A 22,535-nucleotide genomic window follows, 5' to 3' on the forward strand; every position below is an offset into this window, starting at 1 on the left:
TGTGAGCTACGAGACCGCCTCCCGCCTCCTGATCGACCCCGACGCCACCGCCGAGCAGCTGTACGGAGCCGCGGTCGAGCTGCGCGGCTCGTTCGAACGCGCAGAGCACACGATCGGCCTGCTCCCTGGCGACGCCGACCAGGTGATGATCCGGGCGTACCGGGCCGCCGCAGACCGCGGCCTGGTGAGGGCGATGCTCGACCTCGGCGCGCTGTACGTGTCGGGCGAGGTCGCGCCGTGGGCGCCGTACCCGGGCAAGGATCTCGCACAGGGCATCGCACTCCTGCGCCGAGCCGATGACGCAGGCTCCGCCGCCGGCGCGCTCGGCTGGATCCGGGCCGCCTACTTCGCCCGGGACGAGTCGATGGCCCCCGCGGCCGTCGAGCGCCTGAGTGCGCTGTACTCCGCCGATCCCGAGGATGCCGGCGTGCAGCTCCTGCTGGGCTACTTCATCAGCCAGGGGTACGGGTACGCGCAGGACGTCGCCGCGGCCCTGCCGTTCTTCGACGCGGCGGCCGCGCGGGGAGACGCGGATGCCGCGTTCGAGCTCAGCATCCTCCGCCCCGAGTCCGCGGCGGACTGGACCCGCCGGGCGGCCGACCTGGGCAGTGCACGCGCGCAGGCGAATCTGGGCGGCATGTACGCGACCGGCCGGGGCGTCGAGCAGGACGCGCGGAAGGCCGTCGAGTGGTACAGCCGCGCGGGCGACAACGGCCACGCCCGCGCCGCGTTCATCGCCGGCGTCATGCTGCTGCGCGGGGACGACGGGCTCACCCCGGACCGGGATGCGGCCGAGGAGCAGTTCGCCACGGCCGAGGAGCTCGGCTTCGACGTGGACGGATCCCTCGACGACATGGGCATCACGCGCTGACGCGCGGCGCCCGCACGATCTCAGGCCTCGACGCGCTCGATCGTCACGAACCTCGGCGCATCGGCGTCCAGGTCCTCGTCCGCCAGGTCTGCGACGCCTCCGACCGGACGCTCCAGCTCGATGTCCCACCAGGCATCCGCCACCGACGAGGCCATCGGCCGCCCCCACTCGATCACCACCACTGAGCGGGCGAAGTCGATGTCCAGGTCGTCGAGTTCGGCGGCCGAGCCGAGACGGTAGGCGTCCACGTGCACGAGCGGCGCTCCCCCGACCAGCGAGGGATGCGTCCGGGCGATCACGAAGGTCGGGCTCTGCACGGGCCCGCGCACGCCGAGCCCCTCGGCGAGACCGCGTGTGAAGGTCGTCTTGCCGGCACCGAGCGGCCCGGTCAGCACGAGCAGGTCGCCGGCCTGCAGCTGCTCGCCGATGTGCAGGCCGAGCCGCTCCATGGCATCCGAAGTGGCGATCTCGTGCCGCCCCAGGAACGCGGGATCGATGCTCATGACACCGTCCGCCGGGGGACGCGGTCGCCGATGCGCGTGACGATCTCGTAGTTGATGGTGCCCGCGGCATCCGCCCAGTCCGTCGCCGACGGATGACCGAGGGTCGGGTCGCCGAACAGCACCACCTCGTCGCCCACCTCGACGGGCTCGTCGCCGACGTCGACGACGAACTGGTCCATGGCGATGCGGCCCGCGACGGTGTGCGGGCGGCCGTTGATCAGCACCGGGCCGAGGCCGGATGCCTGACGCGGCACGCCGTCGGCGTAGCCGAGCGGCACGAGCGCGAGCGTGGTGTCGCGGTCGCAGCGGTAAGCGTAGTCGTACGAGACGCCGGTGCCGGCGGCGACCCGGCGGACGTTCGCGACAGCCGCGCTGAGCTTCATCGCCGGACGCAGTCCCAGATCGGCCGAGGTGCGGTCGGCGAAGGGCGAGAGTCCGTAGATGCCGAGACCCACGCGCACCGCGTCGAGTCGCGCCTCGGGCAGCGAGATGGCGCCTGCGGTGGCGGCGAGGTGGCGGATCTCCGGACTGATGCCGAAGGACCCGGCCTGCGCGAGGATCTCCTGGTACCGGGCGAGCTGCGCCCGGTCATCGTCGGGGCTCGCGCCGGAGAGATGGCTGAAGATCCCGACGATGCGGATGCGTCCGATGCGCTCCAGCCGGGCGGCTTCGGCGAGCACCTGCTCGAGCTGCTCGGTGGGGATGCCGTTGCGGGAGAGCCCGGTGTCGACCTTGAGGTGGACGGATGCCTGGGATCCGGCCTCGGATGCGGCGTTGAGCTGCGCGAACGAGGAGACGCCGATCTCGATCTCGGCCTCGACCGCGTCGTCGAACCGCCGGCCGGGTTCGTGCAGCCAGGCGACCAGCGGCGCGGTGATGCCCGCGCGGCGCAGTGCGAAGGACTCCTCCAGGGTCGCCGTGCCGATTCGCGAGGCGCCCCCGGCGAGCGCCGCCGTGGCGACGGCGGCGGCACCGTGCCCGTAGCCGTTCGCCTTGACGACGCCGATCACCTGCACGCCCGTGAGGCTACGCAGGTGGCGGACGTTCTCGGCGATCGCGCCGAGGTCGATCGTGGCCTGACGGAACGGGAAGGTGCGGGTCATGCGGAGGTCCCTGTCTCGTGCGAGGCTGCTCATGCGGCGTCCGTCCTCTCGGCGATGACGTACGCCGCGGCGAGGCCGGCGTCGTGGGTGAGGCTCAGGTGCAGGGCGGTGATGCCGCGCTCGGCGACGACGGCCGCAGTGGAGCCGCTCAATACGAAGTGCGGACGGCCGGAGGCCTCGGAGGCGATCTCGATCTCGGTCCAGTACACGCCGTCGCTGCCGCCGAGCGCCTTGATCAGCGCCTCCTTGGCGGCGTACCGTGCGGCCAGCGAGCGCAGGCGCAGCTGCTGCTCGGACGGCGTGAAGAGACGGGCAAGGAGCCGGGGAGTGCGGGTCACCGAGCGCTCGAACCGCGCGACGTCGACGAGGTCGATTCCGGTGCCGATGATCACCCGTTCAGCCTACTCGGGGCGTCGGATGCCCGGCATCCGGGGCACCCTTCCGCTGCCGTGCTCTTCCGTCCGCAGGCCGGGTCGCACGTCCGGATGCCGAGAACGACCGAACCGGCATCCGGAACGTCACCCCGGCCTGCAGACGAAGGGACACGAGCTCAGAGCGACCCGAACCGCGCCTCGTACTCCGGCGAGAGCTCCGCGAACCGGGCATCCCATTCGTGGGCGAAGGCCTCGCCTGCGACGTGGGCGGCGAGGCGCTCGAGATAGGTCTGCCATCCAGCACCGTAGAAGATCGAACGGATGCCGGTGTGCACCAGGCGCATGCGGGTGCCGCCGGCGACCTCGTCGAGCGTGACGGTCAATTCGGTCGGCTCCTCCTCGACGGCATGCCAGGTGGTGGTGAACGAGAGCGGTGCGTCGCAGGAGGTGACGGTGCCGGTCGCCCAGGACGGCTCATCGCCCTCCGCGACGACCGCCCAGGTGCCGCCGAGCCGGAACTCGCCGGTCAGGTCGACCATCCAGCGCCCGAGGCGATCGGGCGTGGTGATCGCCTGCCAGAGGTCGTCGATGTCGGTGGCGTAGACGTCCTCGTAGACGAGCCGGAAGCCGGACGGATGCTTCTCGATGACGGGACGGGTGATGCTCATGATGCGTTCCTCTCCGTGATCTTCGTGCTGCTCTTTCCGGATACCGCGCGGCGTCCCCGCGCGACCTCGGTGTGCAGTGCGTCGAAGCGCTGACCGAGCGGACCGCTCAGCCGCGCGAGCGCGCGGGCGGCAGCATCCAGCCCCGCCTGATCCAGCGCGTAGACGCGACGTGTCCCCTCGGCCCGCACCGTCGCGAAGCCGTTCTCGCGCAGCACCTTCAGGTGCTGCGACACTGCAGGCTGCGAGATGCCGAACTCCTCGCGGGCGATGTCGGTCAGCATCCCCGCCGACTGCTCGCCCAGGGCGAGCACGCTCAGCAGCCGCCGACGGACAGCATCCGCGAGAACCTCGAATTCGTGCACGCCCTGACTATATAAGTCTTCTCTTATCTTTGCTACACCTTTTTCATCCGCAGGCCGATTCGCGCGTCTGGATGCAGACAACAACCGAACCGGCATCCGGGACGTCGCACCGACCTGCAGACGAAGGGATGCGACTCCCTGCACAGTCGGGGAATCCGACGAGTTGTCCCCATCCACTGGATTCGCGAACCCACGGCACTCGGATTCCCGCCAGCATCGCAGCATGCTCATCACGCCCCGCCAGCTTCTCGACCGCTTCGACGGCCTCGCCCGCGGCAGACAGCTCACGGCATTCGGGCTCAGCAGATATGAACTCGCTCGGGCGGCTGACCGAGGCGAGATCCGGCGGCTTCGACGCGGCGTGTACGCGAGCACGAAGGCGACAGACGCCGCCATCGCCGCCGCACGCCACGGCGGGGCGCTCACATGCGCCGGAGCGCTGCAGCACCATGAGGTCTGGACACTTGAGGACGATGACGAACCGCACGTGTGGCTCGGTTCCACCGGGCGGGTGCACCCGCATCCTGGATGCTCGTGCGTCGCCCACTACCACCCGGGCAGGATGTCGCTCGGGGTCGCCGATGTGCGAGATGCCCTCATCCACGGGTACTTCTGTCATGGCGAGGAGTTCTTCTTCTGCGCGCTCGAGTCGGCATGGCGAAAGCGACTGATCGGCGCCGGCGATCGCGCGCGCATCCGCGCGGCCCTGCCTCGCTCCGCACAGTGGCTGGTCGACTTCGCCCGACCCGACGCCGATAGCGGTCTGGAGTCTCTGATGCGCCTCCGCCTGCATCTGCAGGGCATCGACGATGTCCGGACGCAGGTCCATATCGACGGGGTAGGCCGGGTCGACTTCGTGATCGAGGGTCGACTGATCGTCGAAGCGGACGGCGAGGACAACCACACCGGTCCGCGGCGCCACAGGGATCTGCGGCGCGATGCGGCAGCATCCGCCCTGGGCTATGAGTCGCTGCGCTTTGATTACGTCCAGATCCTGAGGGCCTGGGACACCGTGCTCGAGGCGATCCTCGCGGCATTACGGCGCGCGCACGCTTGACTTCGCGTCGCCGACCAGTCCGGTCCCCGTCCTATCCGCTCCATCCGCTTCGTCCGCAGGCCGATTCACACGTCCGGATGCCGGGAACCGACGCTTCGGCATCCGCGATGTCACCTCGACCTGCGGACGAAAGCAGAAAGACCGAACACGAAAGCCCGGAGCTCCCAGCTCACTCCACCGTGACCGACTTCGCGAGGTTGCGGGGCTGGTCGACGTCCAGACCCTTGGCCGTGGCGAGCGCCATCGCGAAGATCTGCAGCGGGACGACCGCGAGGATCGGCTCGAACAGCGGCCCGGCGAGCGGGATGCGGATGACCTCGTCGGCGTAGGGCAGCACGGCGGCGTCACCCTCCTCCGCCACGACGATCACACGGGCGCCGCGGGCGCGGATCTCCTGGATGTTCGAGACCACCTTGGAGTGAATCAGCGCGGAGTGGCGCGGCGAGGGCACCAGCACGAACACGGGCTGACCGGGCTCGATCAGCGCGATCGGGCCGTGCTTGAGCTCGCCGGCGGCGAACCCCTCGGCGTGGATGTAGGAGATCTCCTTGAGCTTGAGCGCGCCCTCGAGCGCGATCGGGAACCCGACGTGACGGCCCAGGAACAGCACCGAGCGGGTGTCGGCCATCCAGCCGGCCAGCTGCGAGACGTGCTCGGTCTCCTCGGCCAGCACCTGCGCGACCTTCTCGGGAAGCGACTGCAGCTCGCCGACGGCCTCACGGACATCGGATGCCGAGGCGGTGCCGCGCACCCGCCCCATGTGCAGGCCGAGAAGGAGCAGCGCCGTGATCTGAGCGGAGAACGCCTTGGTCGACGCGACGGCGACCTCCGGGCCCGCGTGCGTGTAGACGACGGCATCCGACTCGCGCGGGATGGTCGCGCCCTGCGTGTTGCAGACCGACAGGGTCTTCGCACCGCGCTCGTTCGCGTACTTGACCGCCATCAGGGTGTCCATCGTCTCGCCGGACTGGCTGATCGAGACGACGAGCGTGTCGTCGCCGATCACCGGGTCGCGATAGCGGAACTCGTGCGCGAGCTCGACGTCGACGGGCACGCGCGCCCACTGCTCGATCGCGTACTTGCCGACCAGCGCCGCATACGACGCGGTGCCGCAGGCGGTGATGATCACGCGGTTGATGCCGGTGAACAGGTCGTCGAGCCCGTCGAGCTCGGGGATGACCACCGCGTCGCCCTGGATGCGGCCGCGGATGGTGTTCGCGACGGCCTCGGGCTGCTCGGCGACCTCCTTGGCCATGAACGAGGACCAGCCGCCCTTCTCGGCGGCCGCGGCGTCCCAGGAGACCTCGAAGGGCTGTGCCTCGACGGAGTTGCCGTCGAAATCGGTGACCGTCACCGAGTCGGGGGTGATCGCGACGATCTGGTCCTGCCCGATGGCGAGTGCGCTGCGGGTGTGCTCGACGAACGCGGCGACGTCCGAGCCGAGGAAGTTCTCGCCCTCGCCCAGGCCGATCACCAGCGGCGAGTTGCGGCGCGCGCCGACCACGAGACCGGGCTCGTCCTGGTGAACGGCCAGCAGCGTGAACGCGCCCTCCAGGCGGTTGACCACGTTGCGGAAGGCGGAGGCCAGGTCGCCGGTGCGACCGTACTCCCGGCCGACCAGGGCGGCGGCGACCTCGGTGTCGGTCTCGCTGAGGAAGGTGACACCCTCGGCGGTCAGCTCGTCCCGGAGGACTGCGAAGTTCTCGATGATGCCGTTGTGGATCAGCGCCAGCCTGCCGTCGTCGGCGAGGTGCGGGTGAGCGTTGCCGTCGGTCGGTCCGCCATGCGTCGCCCAGCGGGTGTGGCCGATGCCGGTCGTGCCGTCGGCGAGCGCGGCATCCGCCAGCGAGTCACGCAGCACCTTGAGCTTGCCTGCCTTCTTGCGCATCCCGAGGCGCCCGTCCTCGTCGATGACGGCGATGCCCGCCGAATCGTACCCGCGGTACTCGAGACGGGCCAGGCCCGCGAGAAGGATGTCCTGGCTGGGCCGCGGGCCCACGTATCCGACGATTCCACACATGGGATCCAGAATAATCGGGGGTTTTTGCGAGGCCTCTGAACGAAAGTCGGAGCCGCGGTCACACCTTGCGCAGCTGCACGCTCTCCACGGCGTGGTCGGCGCCCTTGCGCAGCACGAGCGTCGCGCGGTGCTTGGTGGGCATGACGTTCTCGAGCAGGTTCGGCATGTTGATCTCGTTCCAGTACCCGAGAGCCGTCGTCACCGCCTCGTCGTCGGTGAGGTGCGCGAACACGTTGAAGTACGACGACGGATTCGCGAACGCGCCCTTGCGCAGCGCGAGGAAGCGGTCGATGTACCAGCGCTCGATGTGCTTGGGGTCGGCGTCGACATAGATCGAGAAGTCGAACAGGTCGCTGACCGCCACGTCGTTCGGCGCGGGCGGCGGCTGCAGCACGTTCAGGCCTTCCACAATCACCACGTCGGGGCGGCGCACGACCACGTGCGCGTCGGGCACGATGTCGTACCGCATGTGCGAGTAGAACGGTGCGCGCACCTCGGATGCCCCGCTCTTCACCTCGGTGAGGAACTCGATCAGCGAGCGGCGGTCGTAGGACTCGGGGAAGCCCTTGCGGTCCATCAGCCCGCGGCGCTCGAGCTCGGCGTTCGGGTACAGGAACCCGTCGGTGGTGACCAGCTCGACCCGCGGCGTCCCCGGCCAGCGGCTCATCAGCTCGCGCAGCAGGCGGGCGATGGTCGACTTGCCGACAGCCACGGAGCCGGCGACGCCCACCACGAACGGCGTGGTGGAGTCGTCCTCCTGCAGGAACTCGCTGGTCGCGGCGCCCAGCTTGCGGATCGACGACGCGTACAGGCTGAGCAGGCGGCTCAGCGGCATGTAGACCTCGCGCACCTCGTCGAGGTTGAGCCGGTCGCCGATGCCGCGGATGCCGACGACCTCGGTCTCGCTGAGCGGCTGATCGAGGCCTGCCGACAGGCGCGCCCAATCGGCGCGGTCGATCTCGCGGTACTGGGACAGCGGCAGGTTGGTGGCGGCGGTCACGCGTTACATCGTATCCGTCGGGTGAACAGCGGATGTCGCGGCGATCTGCAAGGGATGTCGCGGCGTCCGCGCACGAGTAATCTCATGCCGTGCGCCTGGGAGTCCTCGACATCGGTTCCAACACCGTCCACATGCTGGCCGCCGACATCCACCCCGGTGGACGCCCGCTGGCGACGACGAGCGACCGGACGGTGCTGCGCCTGATGCGCTACCTCACGCCCGAGGGCGCGATCAGCCCCGAGGGGGTCGCGGCCCTGGAGGATGCCGTCGATCAGGCTCGCCGGGTCGCCGACGCAGACGACCTGCACACTCTGATCGCGACGGCCACGAGCGCGGTGCGTGAGGCCGCCAACGGCGCGGAGGTCATCTCCCGCATCGAGGCCCGGCTCGGCCAGCCGCTGCAGGTGCTGACCGGCGAGATGGAGGCCGAGCTCACCTTCCTCGCCGTGCGCCGCTGGTTCGGCTGGTCGGCGGGACGGCTGATGCTGCTCGACATCGGCGGTGGCTCGTTCGAGTTCGCAGCCGGCGAGGACGAGCTGCCCGAGGTCTCGGCATCCGCTCCCCTCGGCGCCGGGCGCATGACGCTGCAGTTCCTGCAGGACGATCCTCCCGGGGAGGAGCGCGTCGCCCTGCTTCGCGCGCACGCCGAGAGCACCCTGGCACCGATCGTCGAGAGCTTCCGCGTGCTCCCCGATCCCGACCACATCGTCGGAACGTCGAAGGCGATCCGATCACTGGCGCGGCTGGTCGGCTATCCGACGCGTGGCTGGTCCGGGTCGGAGCGGATGCTGCTCCCCCGCGCCTCGCTGGCCTCCTGGGTGCCGCGACTGGCCCGCATCCCGGCATCCGCTCGTCAGGAGCTCCCCGGGATCACACCTGACCGCACGTTCCAGATCACGGCCGCCGCGGTGTGCCTGCTCACCGCGATGGAGATGCTGGACATCGACGAACTCGAGGTGTGCCCGTGGGCGCTGCGCGAGGGGGTGCTGCTGCGGTACATCGAGCAGTCCGGAATGGGACCGACGGTCCCGCTGCGCTGACATCGGCCGCCTGCCGCGGACCCGCGAACGATCACGGATTCGATGGTGGCCCGGAAAGCAGCCACGGCTAGAGTGTGAGGATGCATCGATCTGAGGATCGCGGCCTTCTGGGGAGGCCAGGCAGCGGAATCGACGCACCCATGGCGAGGACTCGCCGTGAGCGTCGCCTGCTGCGTGCGGACCCCGAAACGCCGCTGCCGGCCCTCGACTCCGACGGGCGGTCGCCGAGACCCCCGGAGACGACCATGACCGCTGGATCCGAGTTCTCCCTGGCCGCCCTGTTCGCGAGCACCCATGAGGACGTCCCCGACGTGCAGCCGAACATCATGACGGTGTGCACCGGCAACATCTGCCGCTCGCCCCTCGCCGAGGCCGTGCTGGCCACGCGCCTCGCCGACCTCGATCTCCGCGTGCACAGCGCGGGGACGCAGGCCCTCGTCGGGCACGGGATGCCGAACGAGGCGCGCACCCTCGCCGAGCGGAACGGCGTCTCCCCGGAGCGCATCGCCGCCCATCGCGCGCGCCTGCTGTCGGAGACGCTGATGAACGACGCGGATCTGATCCTGACCATGACGGGTCAGCACAGCACCGCCGCCATGCAGCTCACCCCTCGCCGCATGCACAGCACGTTCACGGTGCGCGAGTTCGCGCGTCTGGCCGCCTCGCTCGACGACGGCGTGCTGCGGCGCATCGCCCGCAGCGCGGGCAACCCGCGGTCCCGCTTCGGCGTGCTGGTGCAGGCCGTCGCCGATCAGCGCGGCGTCGCACCGCGCGCCACCGGCGATGAGGACGTGATCGACCCGTACCGCCAGTCCCTCGAGGTGTACGAGCAGTCCGCCGCGCAGCTGCTTCCCGCACTGACCCAGGTGGAGCGGGTCGTCCGCATCGCCCTGGCCTGACGCCCGGATCCCTCAGCGCCGCCAGCGGGCGTAGTGCCAGAGGGCGATGCCACCGCGTCTCCAGCGCAGCATCCGATGCGCCCACGCCTCGCGCGCCGTGGGCAGGCGGTTCACGTCGTTGCGCGGGATCTCCTCGCGTGAGATCCACAGAGCGCGCGCGAGGACGGCCGGCTTGCGGTGCAGCGGCGCCGAGCGCAGCGTGCTCAGCCAGGAGACGGCCGCGCCGTCCTCGACGGTCGCCCGGTTGGTCTCCCACAACTGCATCTGGCGCGGTGTGGCGTCCATCTCGTACGGGCGCCCGACGAGGTCGAACAGCTCACGCAGCACCCACTGCGCTCTCCCGACGCATGCGACGTCGAGGAACTCCTCGCGCTCAGCATCCGAGAAGTCATCGATGAGCAGCTCCGCGACGCGCTCGAGCTCTCCGGCGTGGCGCATGGACTTCGTGTAGCGCACCGCGTGCAGTGCGGCGATGACGGCGCTCGCGGCCCGCGAGGGCACGGTCACCTCGCAGTGCGCCACCTCCATGGTCGAGCGCGTGCTCCACAGCCGCTCGAAGACGGTCTGGTCGTCGGCGAAGAATCCGGGGAACCGCACATGCGCGTCGATGTCGTTGGGCCAGTCGTCGCGGATGAGCGTGACGGAATGCGGTCCGAGCAGCGAGGGCACCTCGCGCTCCACGCGCAGATGCCAGCCATAGTCCCGCAGCAGCCGGCAGAACTCGTCGAAGCGGGCGGGGTCGACGATCACGTCGGCATCGGCGGCGACACGTGGCCGGCGCAGGCCGTAGCGGTCGGCCACCAGCCCCTTGATCGACAGGGTGCGGATGCCGTGGTCGCGGCCGATCCGCGCCATCATCGCGTGCGCGAGCTCGTTCGCCTCGCCCAGCGCGAAATTCATGACAGTCGCCACGTCACCCCCTTCCCTCTCCGACCATACCGACGCAGCGCGCCGCGTGTTCCCACTCAGCCGGCGAGCAGCCGACGGGATCGCAGTTCGGCGAGCAGGCTGTCGACGTCGGAGCGGATCTCGTCGACCCGCACATCGAAAGTCTGGGCGAGCAGTCCCAGCAGCTCGTCCACCTGGATCGGGCCGCGGATCGCGATCTCCTCCCAGATGACGGCGGAGGTCGACTCCAGCACGAGGGGACTCGCGCCCGGCTGTGCGAGGTCGAGTGCGACGACGCGGGACTCGTCCGCGGTCCAGGCCACATCGTCGCCGATGCGCACCGATGCGCTCCCCCACCCCGTCACGCTTGGTAGCCTAGCGCCTGTGCGCGTCACACCCCCGGTGGCGTGCACGGCAACCGGACTGCATCTTCCCCCCATGGCATCCTCCAGCGTCACCTCGTTGATCTCTGCGCACCTCGGCATCCCCACCCACGTCGCAGGGCTGGTCGCTGCGCGCTCGTTCCGGTCGATCACGATGACCTGGCATCGCGCCCGCGAGACGGCTTGGCGCTGGTCGCCGATCGAAGTGGGAACGCGACGCAGCACGGTGGTGCTCTTCCCCGGCGAGGGGCGGAAGGTTCCGACAGCGGATGCCGCTCCCTCGAGTCCCGCCCCACTCGGCCTGTTCCTTCCGCCTGACGCCGAGCAGAATCTGGAGTGGGAACCGGGCTCGGACGTGCTGGCGGTGTGGGTGCCGGAACGGCTGCTGCAGGAGTTCACGGAGGGCAGGACCCCGGATGCCGCTGTGCTGCACTCCTCGCCCCTCACGATCGGCTTCCGCACCTTCGCGCAGGCGGTCGTGCGCCACGGGGATGAGGGTTCGTCGATGTCGCAGTACGCGATCGAGCGCCTCGTGGCGGAGATGCTGTTCGGCGCGCTGGTGGAGCAGCAGTCGATCGAGACCGGCCCTCGCCCCAGCTCGCTCGTGGAGCGCGCCCGCTCGATCATGCTGATGCACCGCGAGGACCCGAACTTCTCCACGCCTCAGCTCGCCGCTGAGCTGCACATCTCCCCGAGGCAGCTGCAACGCGCCTTCGCGGGCGCGGGCCTCCGGCCCGGTGACATGCTGCGCCGGATGCGCATCGAGCTGGCGGAGTCGATGCTGCGCAACCCGCTGTACTCCGGCCTGACCGTCGAGGAGATCTCGCGATATGCGGGGTTCACCTCCGCCCTGCAGCTGCGCCGGGCGCTGCACGCCGAAGGGTCGCCTGCTCCGGTCGAGCTGCGCAACGCCGAGCGCGGCGCCTGAGCGCGCGAGTCGACGTCTTTCTGCCGCCGCGAAGGCGGATGCCGGAGGGCGACCGATCAGATGCGGCTGATCACGCCGGCGCGGACGAGCTCGTCCACGGCGTCTGTGACGATCTGCCGCGCCGAGCCGGCGGGAGGCTCACCATGCGCGTCCACGACGGCAGCGATGATGCCTTCGAGGTCGGCGCCGTCCGCAGCCGCCTGCCAGATGGTGGGCGCGATGCCGTCGAGCACCTTCAGCTCGGACTCCACCATGACGATGAGGTACTCGTCGGTCTGGATGGCGTCCCGCGCCTGCGCGACGCCATATGGACCGCTCGTCTCCGGCAGAGCCAGTGGATGCCATGCGGATGCTGCGGGTTCGGCGCCGAAGATCTCGGGCATGATCGCCGGAACGGTCTCGGCATCCGGATAGCGCAGCATCCGCACGCCTCCGACCGCATCGCACAGGCGGGCGATCGACTGCAGCGGAGCCGGATGGTCGCGCAGGTAGCTCATCTGCGTCACGAGCTCGGGCAGCGCCTCGGCGAGGGGCACGGTGCTCAGCTGCGGGGCGGCCAGCTCCGGATCACGATCGATCAGCACGAGCCCGCTGAGCCGCAGGGGGGCCGAGGGAACCGGGAGGAGCCCCGCGTCGACGGGCGAGACCTGCTCCTTGGGGAGATCCTTGCGCACCACGGACAGCGGCTTGCGGTACGGATGAACGGCGCGGGCCTCGTCCGCGGCGACGGTCTCGTCGGAGACGTAGCCGAACCGACGTCCGAGCGCCCGGCTGAGGGTCGTCTTGCCGCGGCCTGACGGGCCGACGAATGCGATGACGCGCCCCTCGGCATCCGCCACGCCCGCCGCGTGGAACATCAGCGCGCGCCCGCGGAGGGCTTCCAGGGCGGCGAGTGTCACGTCGACGGTGAGACGCTCCATCCCCTCGTCGAAGGACGCTTCGGCGTCGAAGGAGACGGTCAGGTCGGGCGTCGTCACGGCATCCGCGCTGATCGCGCCGCTCCATGCCGCGCGGAGTCGCTCGCACTGTGCCTCGTCGAGGGCATCCCCCGGCTCGATCAGGACGTGCAGGCCGAGCACGTCGACGACGAGGTCCGCCGTCATGACGCGCGATGCGTGCTTCTGCGCAGTGGGGCCCCGTCGTCTTCACGGGCCGCCGGCTCGCTGCGCACGGGTTCGCTGCTCGGCGTGCCCGCGAGCAGCTGAGCTGTCTCCTCCTCGGGCTTCTCCACGCGGTAGTAGTCGCCGTGGTACTGGTAGCCGTAATAGGCGGCACCGCTGCCCCGCCGCGGCACCCGGTTGAGCACGATGCCGAGGGCGCGTGCGCCGGCGCGCTCGAGGTTGCTGAGCGCCTTGCCGAGAACCTCGAAGGTGGTCTTGCCGACCGTGGCGACGACGATCGCGCCGTCGGTGCTGTGGGCGAGGACGGCGGCGTCGGTGACCGGGATCAGCGGCGGCGCGTCGATGATCACGATGGCCTCGCGGGAGATCGCCTCGAGCAGTTCCTTCATGCGGGCGGAGCCGAGCACCTCGCTCGGGTTCGGCGGGATCTTGCCCGCTCCGATGACCAACAGGCGCCCGTTGCCGCCGACGCGGTGGGCGACGTCGGCCAGCTCCGCACGCCCGGCCAGCACGTCGGAGAGGCCCGCGCCCTTGGGCAGGCCGAAGACCGTGTCGATCATGGGGCGGCGCAGGTCACCGTCGATCAGGACGACCTTCTGACCGCTCGAGGCGAGCGTGATCGCCAGGTTCGAGGCGGTGGTCGACTTGCCGTCTCCCGGAAGCGGACTGGTGATGACCATCACCCGCGGGGGATTGTCGACGTCCATGAACTGGATGTTGGTGCGCAGCTCGCGCATGGCCTCGGCGATCGCGAACAGGTGCGCCTTGGAGCTGTTGGCGGAATTGCCGCCGTCGAACGGGATGAGACGGTCGTCCGCGGTGAAGGTCTTCTCCTCCGGGACGGTGCCCACCACGGCGACGCCGGTCTCGCGCTCCACGGCCTCGACAGAGCGGATGCGGCGATCGAGGGTGTAGCGCAGCAGGCCGTAGCCGATCGCGAGCGCGAGGCCCACGAGGGCGCCGATCGCGAGAGCGAGCTTGGTGTTGGGCGAGGACGGGCTGCTGGGCAGGCGGGCCGAGTCGACGGCGCTGAGGAAGACCGAACCGGTCTTGTCGGGTTCCCCGGACTCGATCTTGTTGACCTCGGCGATCATCGCACGAACCCAGGCCTCTGCGAGATCGCGGGACTGCTCCGGGCTCGAGCCGTTCGCCGTGACCTTCAGCGAGGTCGTGTCGATCGGGTTCGTGATGCTGACCTGGTTGATCAGCGAGTCGGGCGACTTCGCGAGGTCGAGCTCCGTGATCACGCGGTCGGCGACCGAGCGGCTCTGGCCGATCTCGACATAGGTCTTGACGCGCTGCGAGGCGATGCTGTTGCCGAGGCTGACCGTCCCGAGCTCATCGCCGCCGGTCGTCCGCACGAGAGCTGTGGCGTCCGCCGTGTACACCTTGGGCTGCGTCAGCGTCCAGCCGAAGGCGAGCACCACGGCGCCCACGATGACGGCCAGCATGCCCAGCCAGTGTGCGCGGAAGATCCGCAGGTAGTCCCTCAACTCCATGCGCGCGTGCACCCCTCAGTCCGTACGACGCAATAATGCCTTCGAATCTAGCAGTCGGATGCCGCGGCGACAGGCGTTCCCTGGCGACATCCGGGCACGAAAGAGCGACGGGCCCCCTTCCGGAGAAGGAGTCCCGTCGCGTGATTGTGGATGCTCGGTCAGCAGCTGGTGGACAGCAGCTCCCAGTTCATCGTGTCAGACGCCTTGGTCACCGGCGGGTTTCCGGTCGGAACGGTGATGGAGGCGGACTGCTGAAGACCGGCCAGTCCGAGGAGGCCAAGTGCGTTGATCACGCCGGAGGCCACATTTGCCAGGATGCCCCAGCTCCGCGTCTCCCCAGCGGCGAGCGGGCCGGAGATCGTGACGGTGCGGGTCGCGACAGACTTGAACGGAGTGGTGATGCCGTTGCCAGAGTTCACGACGCCCCAATTGCCTCGGGTGACACCGGCGGTGTTACCACCAAGCACGCCCTGGACAAGGAGAATCAGCCAGACGGCGTCCCGCACGAGCGGAGCCGCGGCCGCGCCTGAGAGGGTGATCGTCTCAACGACCGTGATGTTGCCCGCGTAGTCGCCCGTGCCCGCGTTCTCGACGTAGAAGCCCTGCCCGATCTTGACGTCGAGGGCGTTGAGCAGGCAGTCGGCGTAGATACGGAGAGCAGGCGTCTTCGTCTCGCCCGATGCCGATGCCAGCGGCATCGCGACGGCGGCGGCGATGGCCGGAACCGACCAGGCGGCTCCCTTGACGACGGTGCGGCGGTCGATGGCGCGCGGTGCGCCCGCGGTGGCGTTCTCATTCATGTGCTGTGTTGTCCCCTCAGCAGACAGTTCCCAGTGGTGTCGAGCGGCTCCTCAATGCCGCACACCTCTGATGATCTGAATGCTCAAGCGAGCACTCAACGCGCTTGTCGCACTTTCTGCGAGTCCTGTCGCAAAACGGAGCAGGCCCACCCGAACGAGGCGTCAGCCCACCGGCATCCGCTCGCTCCGTGCCCGCGCTGGGAGCGTGAGTCCGCGACCGGCGAACGCTCGACGCAGCGCCGACGGCGTGCGGAGGCCCGCGTGCATGGCGATCTCGCTGATGCTGAGTGAGTCGTACGCCGGGTCGCCGAGCAGCTCGTTGGCGAGATCGATGCGCATGCCGCGCAGCTCATCGGCGGGCGAGCTGTTCTCGGCCGCGAACATGCGCTGCAGATGCCGGGTGGACATGTGCATCTCCTGCGCGAGTTCAGCGACGCCGAAGTCCCCCTCCGCTCGGCGCATGAGCATCAGCGATCGCGCTCGATCGATGGGCCTGTCGTCGCGGGCGCCGGCGATGTTCTTCGGCACCGACTCGAGCAGCGCTCCGAACGTCATCTCCGCAAGCACGCGCTCCACGAGATAGTCGGTGTACGGCGTCGCATCCGACGGCTGCACGAGCAGAGACGTGAGGAACGCACGAAGCCCCACGGTGAGCGGCGTCGGTGACAGGACCTGCCCCGGCGACTGCACGCCCGTCTCGACCTCGAGCAGCGAGTCCCACGGAAGCCACACGCCGATCGAGTTGCCACCGACGTCCGCCGAGAGGTGCAGGTCGCGGTGCGGATGCAGGAACACGGCGCTGCCGGGCTCGGCCCGCTCCTCGCCGAGGTCGCCGTCGATGCTGATCGGCACGTCGATGAACACCAGGCCCGCGAGTGCATCGCGACCCGGCGGCTGACGACGCCACGTCCATCGCATGTCCTCGTCGAAGACGTAGCTCGTCGTCAGCGTGCTGCGATGGCGGCACATCGCCGCAAGCTGTTCCGATCCCGGCCCCAGTTGCCGCATGACAGCGGCGACGTCGATCACATTCCCCAAGACGGACCTCCCCAGATCCACGAGACGCCCGGCCCCATCCGTCGGCGTTCGTTGGCGACAGCATAGCCCGTGGATGTCATTCCGCGACAGCGGGCGCACGAAGATGCGACCTCGCCGGCGATCGGCATCCGCTCCCCTGGTCGATCAGCAAGGTGCGGCATGCTGTATGCGTGACCTCCGCTGACGATGCTCCCTCTGCCCCGCGCCCGCTGTGGCGGCGCATCACGGGCAGCACCTGGTTCCACCTGATCCTGGCGTTCGTGGTGGTCGGGGCTGTGCTGTCGTTCGTCGCGAAGCCGTACGCCGTGCCGTCGGGTTCCATGGAGCAGACCCTCACGCCCGGTGATCGAGTGCTCGTCAACCGGCTCGCGTTCGTGGGTGGCGGCCCCCGCACGGGCGACATCGTCGTGTTCGACGCGGACGAGACCTGGGGTCCGGATGGCACCGCCGACGACGGTCCGCTCAAGGGCGTGCTGCGCTGGATCGGCGAGGTCACCGGGTTCGGCCCGTCGGGTCCGCACACCCTCATCAAGCGGGTCATCGCGGGACCCGGCCAGACGGTCTCCTGCTGTGACGCCGAGGGGCGCCTTCTGGTCGACGGCAAGCCTCTCGATGAGCCCTACGTGTTCGAGGACCTCCCTTTCACTCCCGGCTCCCTGGACTGCACCACGACCCCTGCATCACCTCGCTGCCTGCCCGAGGTGACGGTCCCCGCCGGCTCGTATCTGGTGCTCGGCGACCACCGCTCGAACTCGGCCGACGGCGCGTACTCGTGTCGCACGGCGGATGCCGACGCGACCACCTGCTATCGCTGGGCGAAGCGTCAGGACATCGTCGGCAAGGCCGTCGCGATCCTCTGGCCGGTCGGCCGATGGAGCGGTCTCTGAGGATTCGGCACAAACCGATATATGCGGGGCTGTACGTCAGGGGTTTGACGGCTTAGACTGCAGACAGTCCTCCTGTGGGAGGAGGATGACGTCGCTTGCTGGGGCAGCGATGAAGCGCTGGGTGCACGATCCGTCGTGTGCGCTGCGCGTGGGACGAAATCCTCTGGGGAGGGATCGTGGCCGTATCCGAGCCATGGGGTGCGCACTGGGGTGCAGCAGGGCAGGCGAGTCAGACGCCTGCAGTGGCGTTCGCGGCGCCCGAATCGACGAGCGCGGACTGGCAGACGGCATATCGTCGTCGCCTCGTCGTCACCGACGCGATCATCGTCGTGGTGGCGGTGTTCGGCGCGCAGTTCCTGCGCTTCGGTGAGGACTCCGCGAGTCTGTACATCCCGGGCTTCCGGGGCAGCAGCTTCACGCTGGCGTACACGCTGGTCTCAGCGGTGTTCGCCATCGCCTGGCTCGTGGGACTGCGCCTGCACGGCACCCGCGACGCGAAGACCATCGGCAACGGCACGCAGGAGTACCGGAGCATCGCGGATGCCAGCATCCGCACCTTCGGCATCCTGACGATCGCCGCGTTCCTGCTGCACATCGAGGTGGCGCGCGCGTATCTGCTGCTCGCGCTTCCGGCGGGACTTCTCCTGCTCATCGTGGGCCGCTGGATGTGGCGGGGCTGGCTCAGCGCGCAGCGCTCGCAGGGCCGTTTCCTCACGAGGATCGTCATCGTCGGCGAGCACGCCAAGTCCGCGCACATCGCGCGCGAGGTGCAGCGCGACCACACCGCGGGGTACGAGATCATCGGTGCCGTCACCGAGCGCGGCCACGGGCTGCTGCTTCCGGGCATCCCGGTGATCGGCGACCTCGACGGCATGCTCCCCGCACTGGAGTCGGTCGGCGCGGATGCCGTGGTCTACAGCGGCTCCGACCTGATCTCGCCGCCGCGGCTGCGTCAGTTCGGCTGGGAGCTGCAGACGCGCAGCATCGACCTGATCGTGGCTGCGGCGCTGACCGACATCGCCGGCCCCCGCATCCACGCGCGCCCGGTCGCCGGGCTCTCGCTCATCCATGTGGACTATCCGGAGTTCACCGGCATGCGGTACGCGACCAAGCGCGCGTTCGATGTGTGCGTCTCGGCGCTCGCGCTGCTGGTGCTCTCGCCGCTGCTGCTCGCGATCGCCCTCGCCGTCCGCACCGACGGTGGGCCTGCGCTGTTCATGCAGGAGCGCATCGGACTGGACGGACGACGCTTCCGACTGCTGAAGTTCCGCTCGATGGTGCCGGACGCCGAGGACATGCTCTCCAACCTGCTGGCGTTCTCTGACGGCAACGGCGTGCTGTTCAAGATGCACGACGACCCTCGGGTGACCCACGTCGGCAGCGTTCTCCGCCGGTTCAGCCTGGACGAGCTGCCGCAGCTGTGGAACGTGCTCCGCGGCGACATGTCGCTGATCGGACCCCGTCCGCCGCTGATGCGCGAGGTGCAGAACTACGAGGACTTCGCTCAGCGCCGACTGCTCGTCAAGCCGGGCATCACGGGCCTCTGGCAGGTCAGCGGTCGCTCCGATCTCTCCTGGGAGGACAGCGTCCGCCTCGACCTCTACTACGTGGAGAACTGGTCGCTCACCGGCGACCTCGTCATCCTCTGGCGCACGGTCCGCACCCTGCTGCGCCCCCACGGCGCGTACTGAATCCGGTCCTGGACGGGGTACCGCCGGGGGGGGTCAGGCGTCCGGGCGGGTGCCGTGCAGGGACTCGTAGATGTCGGCGACGAACTCCTCGATGTCAGGATGCCCGACCACGGGGCCGCCCGCGAGCAGGCCGTCCGCACCCAGCAGCACCGCGCTCGGCGTGCGCGGCATCTCCAGGGAATCGCGCACGTAGCCGTCGGGGTCGTGCAGGGTGAACGGCTCGGCGGCGCTGGCCATCGGGCTCGCCTCAGGCGTGCTGCGCACCAGCAGCTGCACGGATGCCTCGGGCAGCAGTTCGCGATAGGCATCAGCGCGCTCGATCACCGGCGTGCACGAGCCGCAGGTCTCCGACACCGAGAGCAGCAGGATCGGCTTCTCCATCGACAGTGCCCGCAGGTTCATGACGGCACCGTCGCCACGCGTGACCGGCACGGCCGGCGTGCGGGTGCGGAGGTACTCCCCCAGCTCCTCGTCGGCGACTCCCGTGGGAGCCGCGATCACGGGTGCCGCCGGCTGGTTCACCAGCACGAACGTCACGGCGACAGCGGCGAGGCCCAGGGTCCAGGGCCACATCCACGTCGCCACCGCGGCGACCCCGCCCAGCAGCGGCGTCGAGCCGACGCCCACGACCGCGAACGCAGCCATCAGCACCAGCCAGCCGTTGCGCAGCAGCGTGCGCGTGGTGATGGGCTTGCGCTCGCCGAAGCACGCGCACGACGCATCCGGCGTGCTCTGCTTCGCTCGCCACACCATCACCAGGTAGACGGCGAAGAGCACGGTCGCGGCGATCGCGGCGAGAACGCCCAGCACGCCGCCGAACACGAGCAGGACCGCAGCCAGCACGATCTCGGCGATCGGATGCAGCCGCATCAGCCAGGGCCGGCGCAGCACCGCCGGCACTCCGAGCTCGGCCCATCCGGCCTCATCATCGGGCGTGCGCAGCTTGGCGATGCCGCTGACGAGCAGCACCCCCACGACGATCAGCGCGGGCGCGAACGCGAAGTAGATCATGTGTCCCCATCGATCGTGAGCAGTTCAGCGGCGACGAGCGCCCTGACGTAGTCATTGTCCCGGACCTCGCGGCCCTCGAGGGCCGCACGCCAGACGTCGGCCGCCTCGTCGGCGAGCACGAGGATCGGCCCGTCCGGCAGCACGGCCGCGTAGTACACGCCGTCCTGCTCCACCGAGCCGACATCCGCTCCCAGGCTCACACGCATCGTCACCGCGCCCTCCCGCCCCGGCCCCGCTCGCCTCCGCGGCCCCGCTCGCCTCCGCGGCCGAGCGCCTCCCTCGCCGCGGACGCCGCACGTCGCACGCCGGCGACGAGTACGTCGCACGTAGTGGGCGTGCGGCCCAGCTCGTGCGCGAGGCGACTCCGGTTCACGCGAGGGGCACGCAGCATCACCTTCAGCGCGTCGGCCGGGGTGCGGGCCGCGCGGACCCGGCCCCACCACTCCTGCGTCCGCGAACCGCCTTCTGAGACGGCCTTCCAGAGGGCGTGGTCGCGGTGACGGCGCCACTCGTCGAGCGTGCCGGTCACCACGGATGCCGCGACATCGGCGTGCAGTTCGGTGATCAGCGCCGAGACGTCGGCGCGCGATGGGGGTGCGAGCCGCGAGAGGTACTCGAGTGCCTCCTCGCGTTCCGCGGCGTCTCCGCGTGCGGCGTTCAGCACGAACAGTGCGCCCTGCGCCACGAGACTCGGCACGACGATCGGCCGCTCGGCCACGGTGCGCGGCAGATGGCCGTCCCAGAGCCGGTCGAACGCGACGGCATCCGCGATGCCCACCCCGGGGAAGCGCCGGTGCAGGTCGACATAGCCCCAGTCCTGGTGCCAGTACGTCTGCGCGTGTCCGAACGGCGAGCCCTCGTCGAAGGTGCTGTAGACCTCCCAGCCGTGGCCGAGCAGAGCGCGGTGCACGTCGTCGATCCTGGCCGGGTCGACGATCACGTCGACGTCGCTGCCGCCGCGGACGTCAGGACGAATGCCGGGGTCGAGCACGGCGCCCTTGACGTGCAGCATCCGCACGCCCAGCCGGTCGGCGATCACCTGCAGACCGGCACGGCACAGCGAGATCCGCACGGGCAGCGGGATCGGCGTCTCCTGCAAGGCTCCCACGGCGTCAGCTTAGGCCAGCACGGGCGTCGCGCCCGCTCCGGCCGCCGAGCGCCTCGTGCGCGCCAGCGTCTCGCCGTACGCGTCCGCATGGGCGCGTGCGACGGCGGTATCGTCCATCAGACCGGGGGTGTGCTTGCCGGCATCCGCGAGCCGAGCGCGCAGCGCCGCGTCGCCGCCCAGCGTGCGCAGCGCGTCGGCGAGCTGCGGGATGCTGCGCGGGGGCACGCGCACGCCGTTGCGGCCGTCCTGCACCCACTCGACCGGACCGCCCTCGTCGGCGACGATCGCGGCCGTGCCGGCGGCGAGGTACTGCAGCACGTTCTGCCCGAGCGGCTCGGCGCGGGTGGAGTACTGCACGGCGATGTCCCAGCCCGCGATGCGCGTCGCGGTGTCGTCGACATGGCCGGGGAGCAGCACGCGAGCGCCCAGCCCGAGCTCGTCCGCACGCGCGCGCAGCGACTCGGCGAAGCCGTCATGTGCGAAGGGCGCGCCGCCAGCCAGATCGAGCTGCGCGTCGCCGTCACGGAAGGCGAGGGCGAAGGCCTCGAGCAGCTCGCGCTGTCCCTTCCACGGGTCGATGCGCGCCAGCATCCCGACCCGCAGGGGGCCGACATGCGGACGGACCGCAGCGACCGGGTGGATCCCCGAGGCGCTGGGGATGCTGACGGCCACCGCTCCGCGCCGCAGGAAGGGGCGGGCGCTCTCGAGGGTCGTGCGGGAGTTCGCGATCACGCCGTCTGCCCTCGGCAGCACCAGGTCCGTCATCAGCCGGTGGCCGAAGGCACCCAGGCTCTCCCGCTCGACGAGGTCCCGCAGGTGTACGACGAACGGCTTGCGCGAACCGCGCACAGCGAGCGCCCCGTAGGCGGCGGAGCGCGTGCTGTTGGCGACGACGATGTCGCTGCCCCGCACCGCGCGGTGCCAGCGGACGGCGGCGGCCTGCGCCGCGAGCCGCGCGCCCAGTTCCGCCAGGCGGAGCGGCGAGGAACCGCTGCCCCCGCTCGGCTGCCGCACACCCGCGAACATCAGCGGCACGTCGGAGGGCAGTTGGTCGAAGACGCCGGCTCCCTCCTTCGCCGGAAGCAGCACGGATGCCGCCCAGTCGGGCTGCGCGTTGAGCAGGCGCAGCAGAGCCAGCTCGGCCCCGCCGCGGACGGCTGTGTGGTCGAGGTGCACGACCCGTGGCCGCACGTCCCCAGTGCGTACGCTTACCATTCCCCTTCGATCCCCAGAATCGTTCCGCCGCGGACACTCCCCAGTGCCTTATCGCGACGGATATGGTTG

General features: G+C 70.1%; 24 protein-coding genes and 1 pseudogene. 8 read left to right on the forward strand and 17 right to left on the reverse strand.

The genetic code is table 11. From position 1 onward, the window contains the following. Window position 1 precedes the first annotated feature (1 nt). Window positions 2-871, forward strand: a complete 870-nt coding sequence (locus tag ACTJJ4_RS06950) for a tetratricopeptide repeat protein (protein ID WP_440942591.1) — start codon at window positions 2-4, stop codon at window positions 869-871. Window positions 872-891: 20 nt separating this feature from the next. On the opposite strand, the gene tsaE is transcribed toward ACTJJ4_RS06950, so the two are convergent. The 5 genes from tsaE to ACTJJ4_RS06975 all read right to left on the reverse strand — a co-directional run bounded on the left by tsaE (window position 892) and on the right by ACTJJ4_RS06975 (window position 3,881). Next, the gene (gene tsaE, locus ACTJJ4_RS06955; protein ID WP_292700511.1) at window positions 892-1,374 is read right to left on the reverse strand and encodes a tRNA (adenosine(37)-N6)-threonylcarbamoyltransferase complex ATPase subunit type 1 TsaE; all 483 of its coding nucleotides are present in this window, start codon (window positions 1,372-1,374) and stop codon (window positions 892-894) included. Continuing rightward, the gene (alr, locus tag ACTJJ4_RS06960) at window positions 1,371-2,477 is read right to left on the reverse strand and encodes an alanine racemase (protein WP_440942592.1); all 1,107 of its coding nucleotides are present in this window, start codon (window positions 2,475-2,477) and stop codon (window positions 1,371-1,373) included. Before alr ends, tsaE begins: the two co-directional genes overlap by 4 nt. A gap of 29 nt (window positions 2,478-2,506) precedes the next feature. After that, a complete protein-coding gene (locus ACTJJ4_RS06965; protein ID WP_311254700.1) occupies window positions 2,507-2,869 on the reverse strand; it encodes a holo-ACP synthase in 363 nt (120 codons plus the stop codon). A gap of 158 nt (window positions 2,870-3,027) precedes the next feature. After that, window positions 3,028-3,519 (reverse strand): SRPBCC domain-containing protein, encoded by a 492-nt coding sequence (locus ACTJJ4_RS06970; RefSeq protein ID WP_440942593.1) that lies wholly within the window; start codon window positions 3,517-3,519, stop codon window positions 3,028-3,030. Beyond that, window positions 3,516-3,881, reverse strand: coding sequence for an ArsR/SmtB family transcription factor (locus ACTJJ4_RS06975; RefSeq protein ID WP_440942594.1), 366 nt, complete (start codon window positions 3,879-3,881; stop codon window positions 3,516-3,518). The genes ACTJJ4_RS06970 and ACTJJ4_RS06975 overlap by 4 nt, the downstream gene beginning before the upstream one ends. 223 nt (window positions 3,882-4,104) lie before the next feature. Here ACTJJ4_RS06975 and ACTJJ4_RS06980 point away from each other — a divergent pair. Both ACTJJ4_RS06980 and ACTJJ4_RS06985 read left to right on the forward strand, forming a co-directional pair. Beyond that, window positions 4,105-4,242 (forward strand): annotated as a pseudogene (locus ACTJJ4_RS06980) (type IV toxin-antitoxin system AbiEi family antitoxin domain-containing protein); the annotation flags it as partial. A gap of 201 nt (window positions 4,243-4,443) precedes the next feature. Next, window positions 4,444-4,938 (forward strand): endonuclease domain-containing protein, encoded by a 495-nt coding sequence (locus tag ACTJJ4_RS06985; RefSeq protein ID WP_440942836.1) that lies wholly within the window; start codon window positions 4,444-4,446, stop codon window positions 4,936-4,938. Window positions 4,939-5,107: 169 nt separating this feature from the next. On the opposite strand, the gene glmS is transcribed toward ACTJJ4_RS06985, so the two are convergent. Beyond that, window positions 5,108-6,958: a glutamine--fructose-6-phosphate transaminase (isomerizing) gene (glmS, locus tag ACTJJ4_RS06990; RefSeq protein ID WP_440942595.1), complete on the reverse strand. Its 1,851-nt coding sequence runs from the start codon at window positions 6,956-6,958 to the stop codon at window positions 5,108-5,110. Window positions 6,959-7,016: 58 nt separating this feature from the next. After that, window positions 7,017-7,958: a type I pantothenate kinase gene (gene coaA / locus ACTJJ4_RS06995; protein WP_292700491.1), complete on the reverse strand. Its 942-nt coding sequence runs from the start codon at window positions 7,956-7,958 to the stop codon at window positions 7,017-7,019. 89 nt (window positions 7,959-8,047) lie between these two features. On the opposite strand from coaA, the gene ACTJJ4_RS07000 reads away from it, so the two are divergent. Both ACTJJ4_RS07000 and ACTJJ4_RS07005 read left to right on the forward strand, forming a co-directional pair. After that, on the forward strand, window positions 8,048-8,998 hold the full coding sequence (locus tag ACTJJ4_RS07000; RefSeq protein ID WP_440942596.1) for a Ppx/GppA phosphatase family protein: 951 nt from the start codon (window positions 8,048-8,050) through the stop codon (window positions 8,996-8,998). A gap of 245 nt (window positions 8,999-9,243) precedes the next feature. Next, on the forward strand, window positions 9,244-9,897 hold the full coding sequence (locus ACTJJ4_RS07005; RefSeq protein ID WP_440942597.1) for an arsenate reductase/protein-tyrosine-phosphatase family protein: 654 nt from the start codon (window positions 9,244-9,246) through the stop codon (window positions 9,895-9,897). A gap of 12 nt (window positions 9,898-9,909) precedes the next feature. Here ACTJJ4_RS07005 and ACTJJ4_RS07010 read toward each other — a convergent pair whose 3' ends face one another. Further along, the gene (locus ACTJJ4_RS07010) at window positions 9,910-10,809 is read right to left on the reverse strand and encodes a hypothetical protein (protein WP_440942598.1); all 900 of its coding nucleotides are present in this window, start codon (window positions 10,807-10,809) and stop codon (window positions 9,910-9,912) included. Window positions 10,810-10,862: 53 nt separating this feature from the next. Next, window positions 10,863-11,150: a PqqD family protein gene (locus ACTJJ4_RS07015; RefSeq protein ID WP_440942599.1), complete on the reverse strand. Its 288-nt coding sequence runs from the start codon at window positions 11,148-11,150 to the stop codon at window positions 10,863-10,865. Window positions 11,151-11,223: 73 nt separating this feature from the next. On the opposite strand from ACTJJ4_RS07015, the gene ACTJJ4_RS07020 reads away from it, so the two are divergent. Further along, on the forward strand, window positions 11,224-12,096 hold the full coding sequence (locus ACTJJ4_RS07020; RefSeq protein ID WP_440942600.1) for a helix-turn-helix domain-containing protein: 873 nt from the start codon (window positions 11,224-11,226) through the stop codon (window positions 12,094-12,096). A 56-nt stretch (window positions 12,097-12,152) separates the two neighbouring features. On the opposite strand, the gene ACTJJ4_RS07025 is transcribed toward ACTJJ4_RS07020, so the two are convergent. The 4 genes from ACTJJ4_RS07025 to ACTJJ4_RS07040 form a co-directional block, all read right to left on the reverse strand. Continuing rightward, the gene (locus ACTJJ4_RS07025) at window positions 12,153-13,199 is read right to left on the reverse strand and encodes a hypothetical protein (RefSeq protein ID WP_440942601.1); all 1,047 of its coding nucleotides are present in this window, start codon (window positions 13,197-13,199) and stop codon (window positions 12,153-12,155) included. Beyond that, a complete protein-coding gene (locus ACTJJ4_RS07030) occupies window positions 13,196-14,716 on the reverse strand; it encodes a polysaccharide biosynthesis tyrosine autokinase (RefSeq protein ID WP_440942602.1) in 1,521 nt (506 codons plus the stop codon). Before ACTJJ4_RS07030 ends, ACTJJ4_RS07025 begins: the two co-directional genes overlap by 4 nt. A 158-nt stretch (window positions 14,717-14,874) precedes the next feature. After that, a complete protein-coding gene (locus tag ACTJJ4_RS07035; RefSeq protein WP_440942603.1) occupies window positions 14,875-15,516 on the reverse strand; it encodes a hypothetical protein in 642 nt (213 codons plus the stop codon). A gap of 162 nt (window positions 15,517-15,678) precedes the next feature. Continuing rightward, a complete protein-coding gene (locus tag ACTJJ4_RS07040) occupies window positions 15,679-16,485 on the reverse strand; it encodes a helix-turn-helix domain-containing protein (protein WP_440942604.1) in 807 nt (268 codons plus the stop codon). Window positions 16,486-16,724: 239 nt separating this feature from the next. On the opposite strand from ACTJJ4_RS07040, the gene lepB reads away from it, so the two are divergent. After that, on the forward strand, window positions 16,725-17,441 hold the full coding sequence (gene lepB / locus ACTJJ4_RS07045; RefSeq protein WP_440942605.1) for a signal peptidase I: 717 nt from the start codon (window positions 16,725-16,727) through the stop codon (window positions 17,439-17,441). Between the two features lie 176 nt (window positions 17,442-17,617). Beyond that, complete coding sequence (locus ACTJJ4_RS07050; RefSeq protein ID WP_440942606.1) at window positions 17,618-19,132, forward strand: sugar transferase; 1,515 nt, start codon at window positions 17,618-17,620, stop codon at window positions 19,130-19,132. 33 nt (window positions 19,133-19,165) lie between these two features. Here ACTJJ4_RS07050 and ACTJJ4_RS07055 read toward each other — a convergent pair whose 3' ends face one another. Genes ACTJJ4_RS07055 through ACTJJ4_RS07070 form a run of 4 tightly spaced genes read right to left on the reverse strand, consistent with a single transcriptional unit; the run spans window position 19,166 to window position 22,442 of the window. Beyond that, window positions 19,166-20,143 carry a MauE/DoxX family redox-associated membrane protein gene (locus ACTJJ4_RS07055; RefSeq protein ID WP_440942607.1) on the reverse strand — a complete coding sequence of 326 codons (978 nt, stop codon included), beginning with the start codon at window positions 20,141-20,143 and terminating at the stop codon, window positions 19,166-19,168. Then, the gene (locus ACTJJ4_RS07060; RefSeq protein ID WP_440942608.1) at window positions 20,140-20,355 is read right to left on the reverse strand and encodes a hypothetical protein; all 216 of its coding nucleotides are present in this window, start codon (window positions 20,353-20,355) and stop codon (window positions 20,140-20,142) included. Before ACTJJ4_RS07060 ends, ACTJJ4_RS07055 begins: the two co-directional genes overlap by 4 nt. Next, window positions 20,352-21,251, reverse strand: a complete 900-nt coding sequence (locus ACTJJ4_RS07065; RefSeq protein ID WP_440942609.1) for a nucleotidyltransferase family protein — start codon at window positions 21,249-21,251, stop codon at window positions 20,352-20,354. The genes ACTJJ4_RS07060 and ACTJJ4_RS07065 overlap by 4 nt, the downstream gene beginning before the upstream one ends. Before the next feature lie 9 nt (window positions 21,252-21,260). Continuing rightward, window positions 21,261-22,442 (reverse strand): glycosyltransferase, encoded by a 1,182-nt coding sequence (locus tag ACTJJ4_RS07070; RefSeq protein WP_440942610.1) that lies wholly within the window; start codon window positions 22,440-22,442, stop codon window positions 21,261-21,263. Window positions 22,443-22,535: the final 93 nt, after the last annotated feature.

Origin of the sequence: Microbacterium sp. 22195 (genome assembly GCF_052056515.1) — a bacterium.
In the GTDB taxonomy this organism is placed as follows: Bacteria; Actinomycetota; Actinomycetes; order Actinomycetales; family Microbacteriaceae; genus Microbacterium.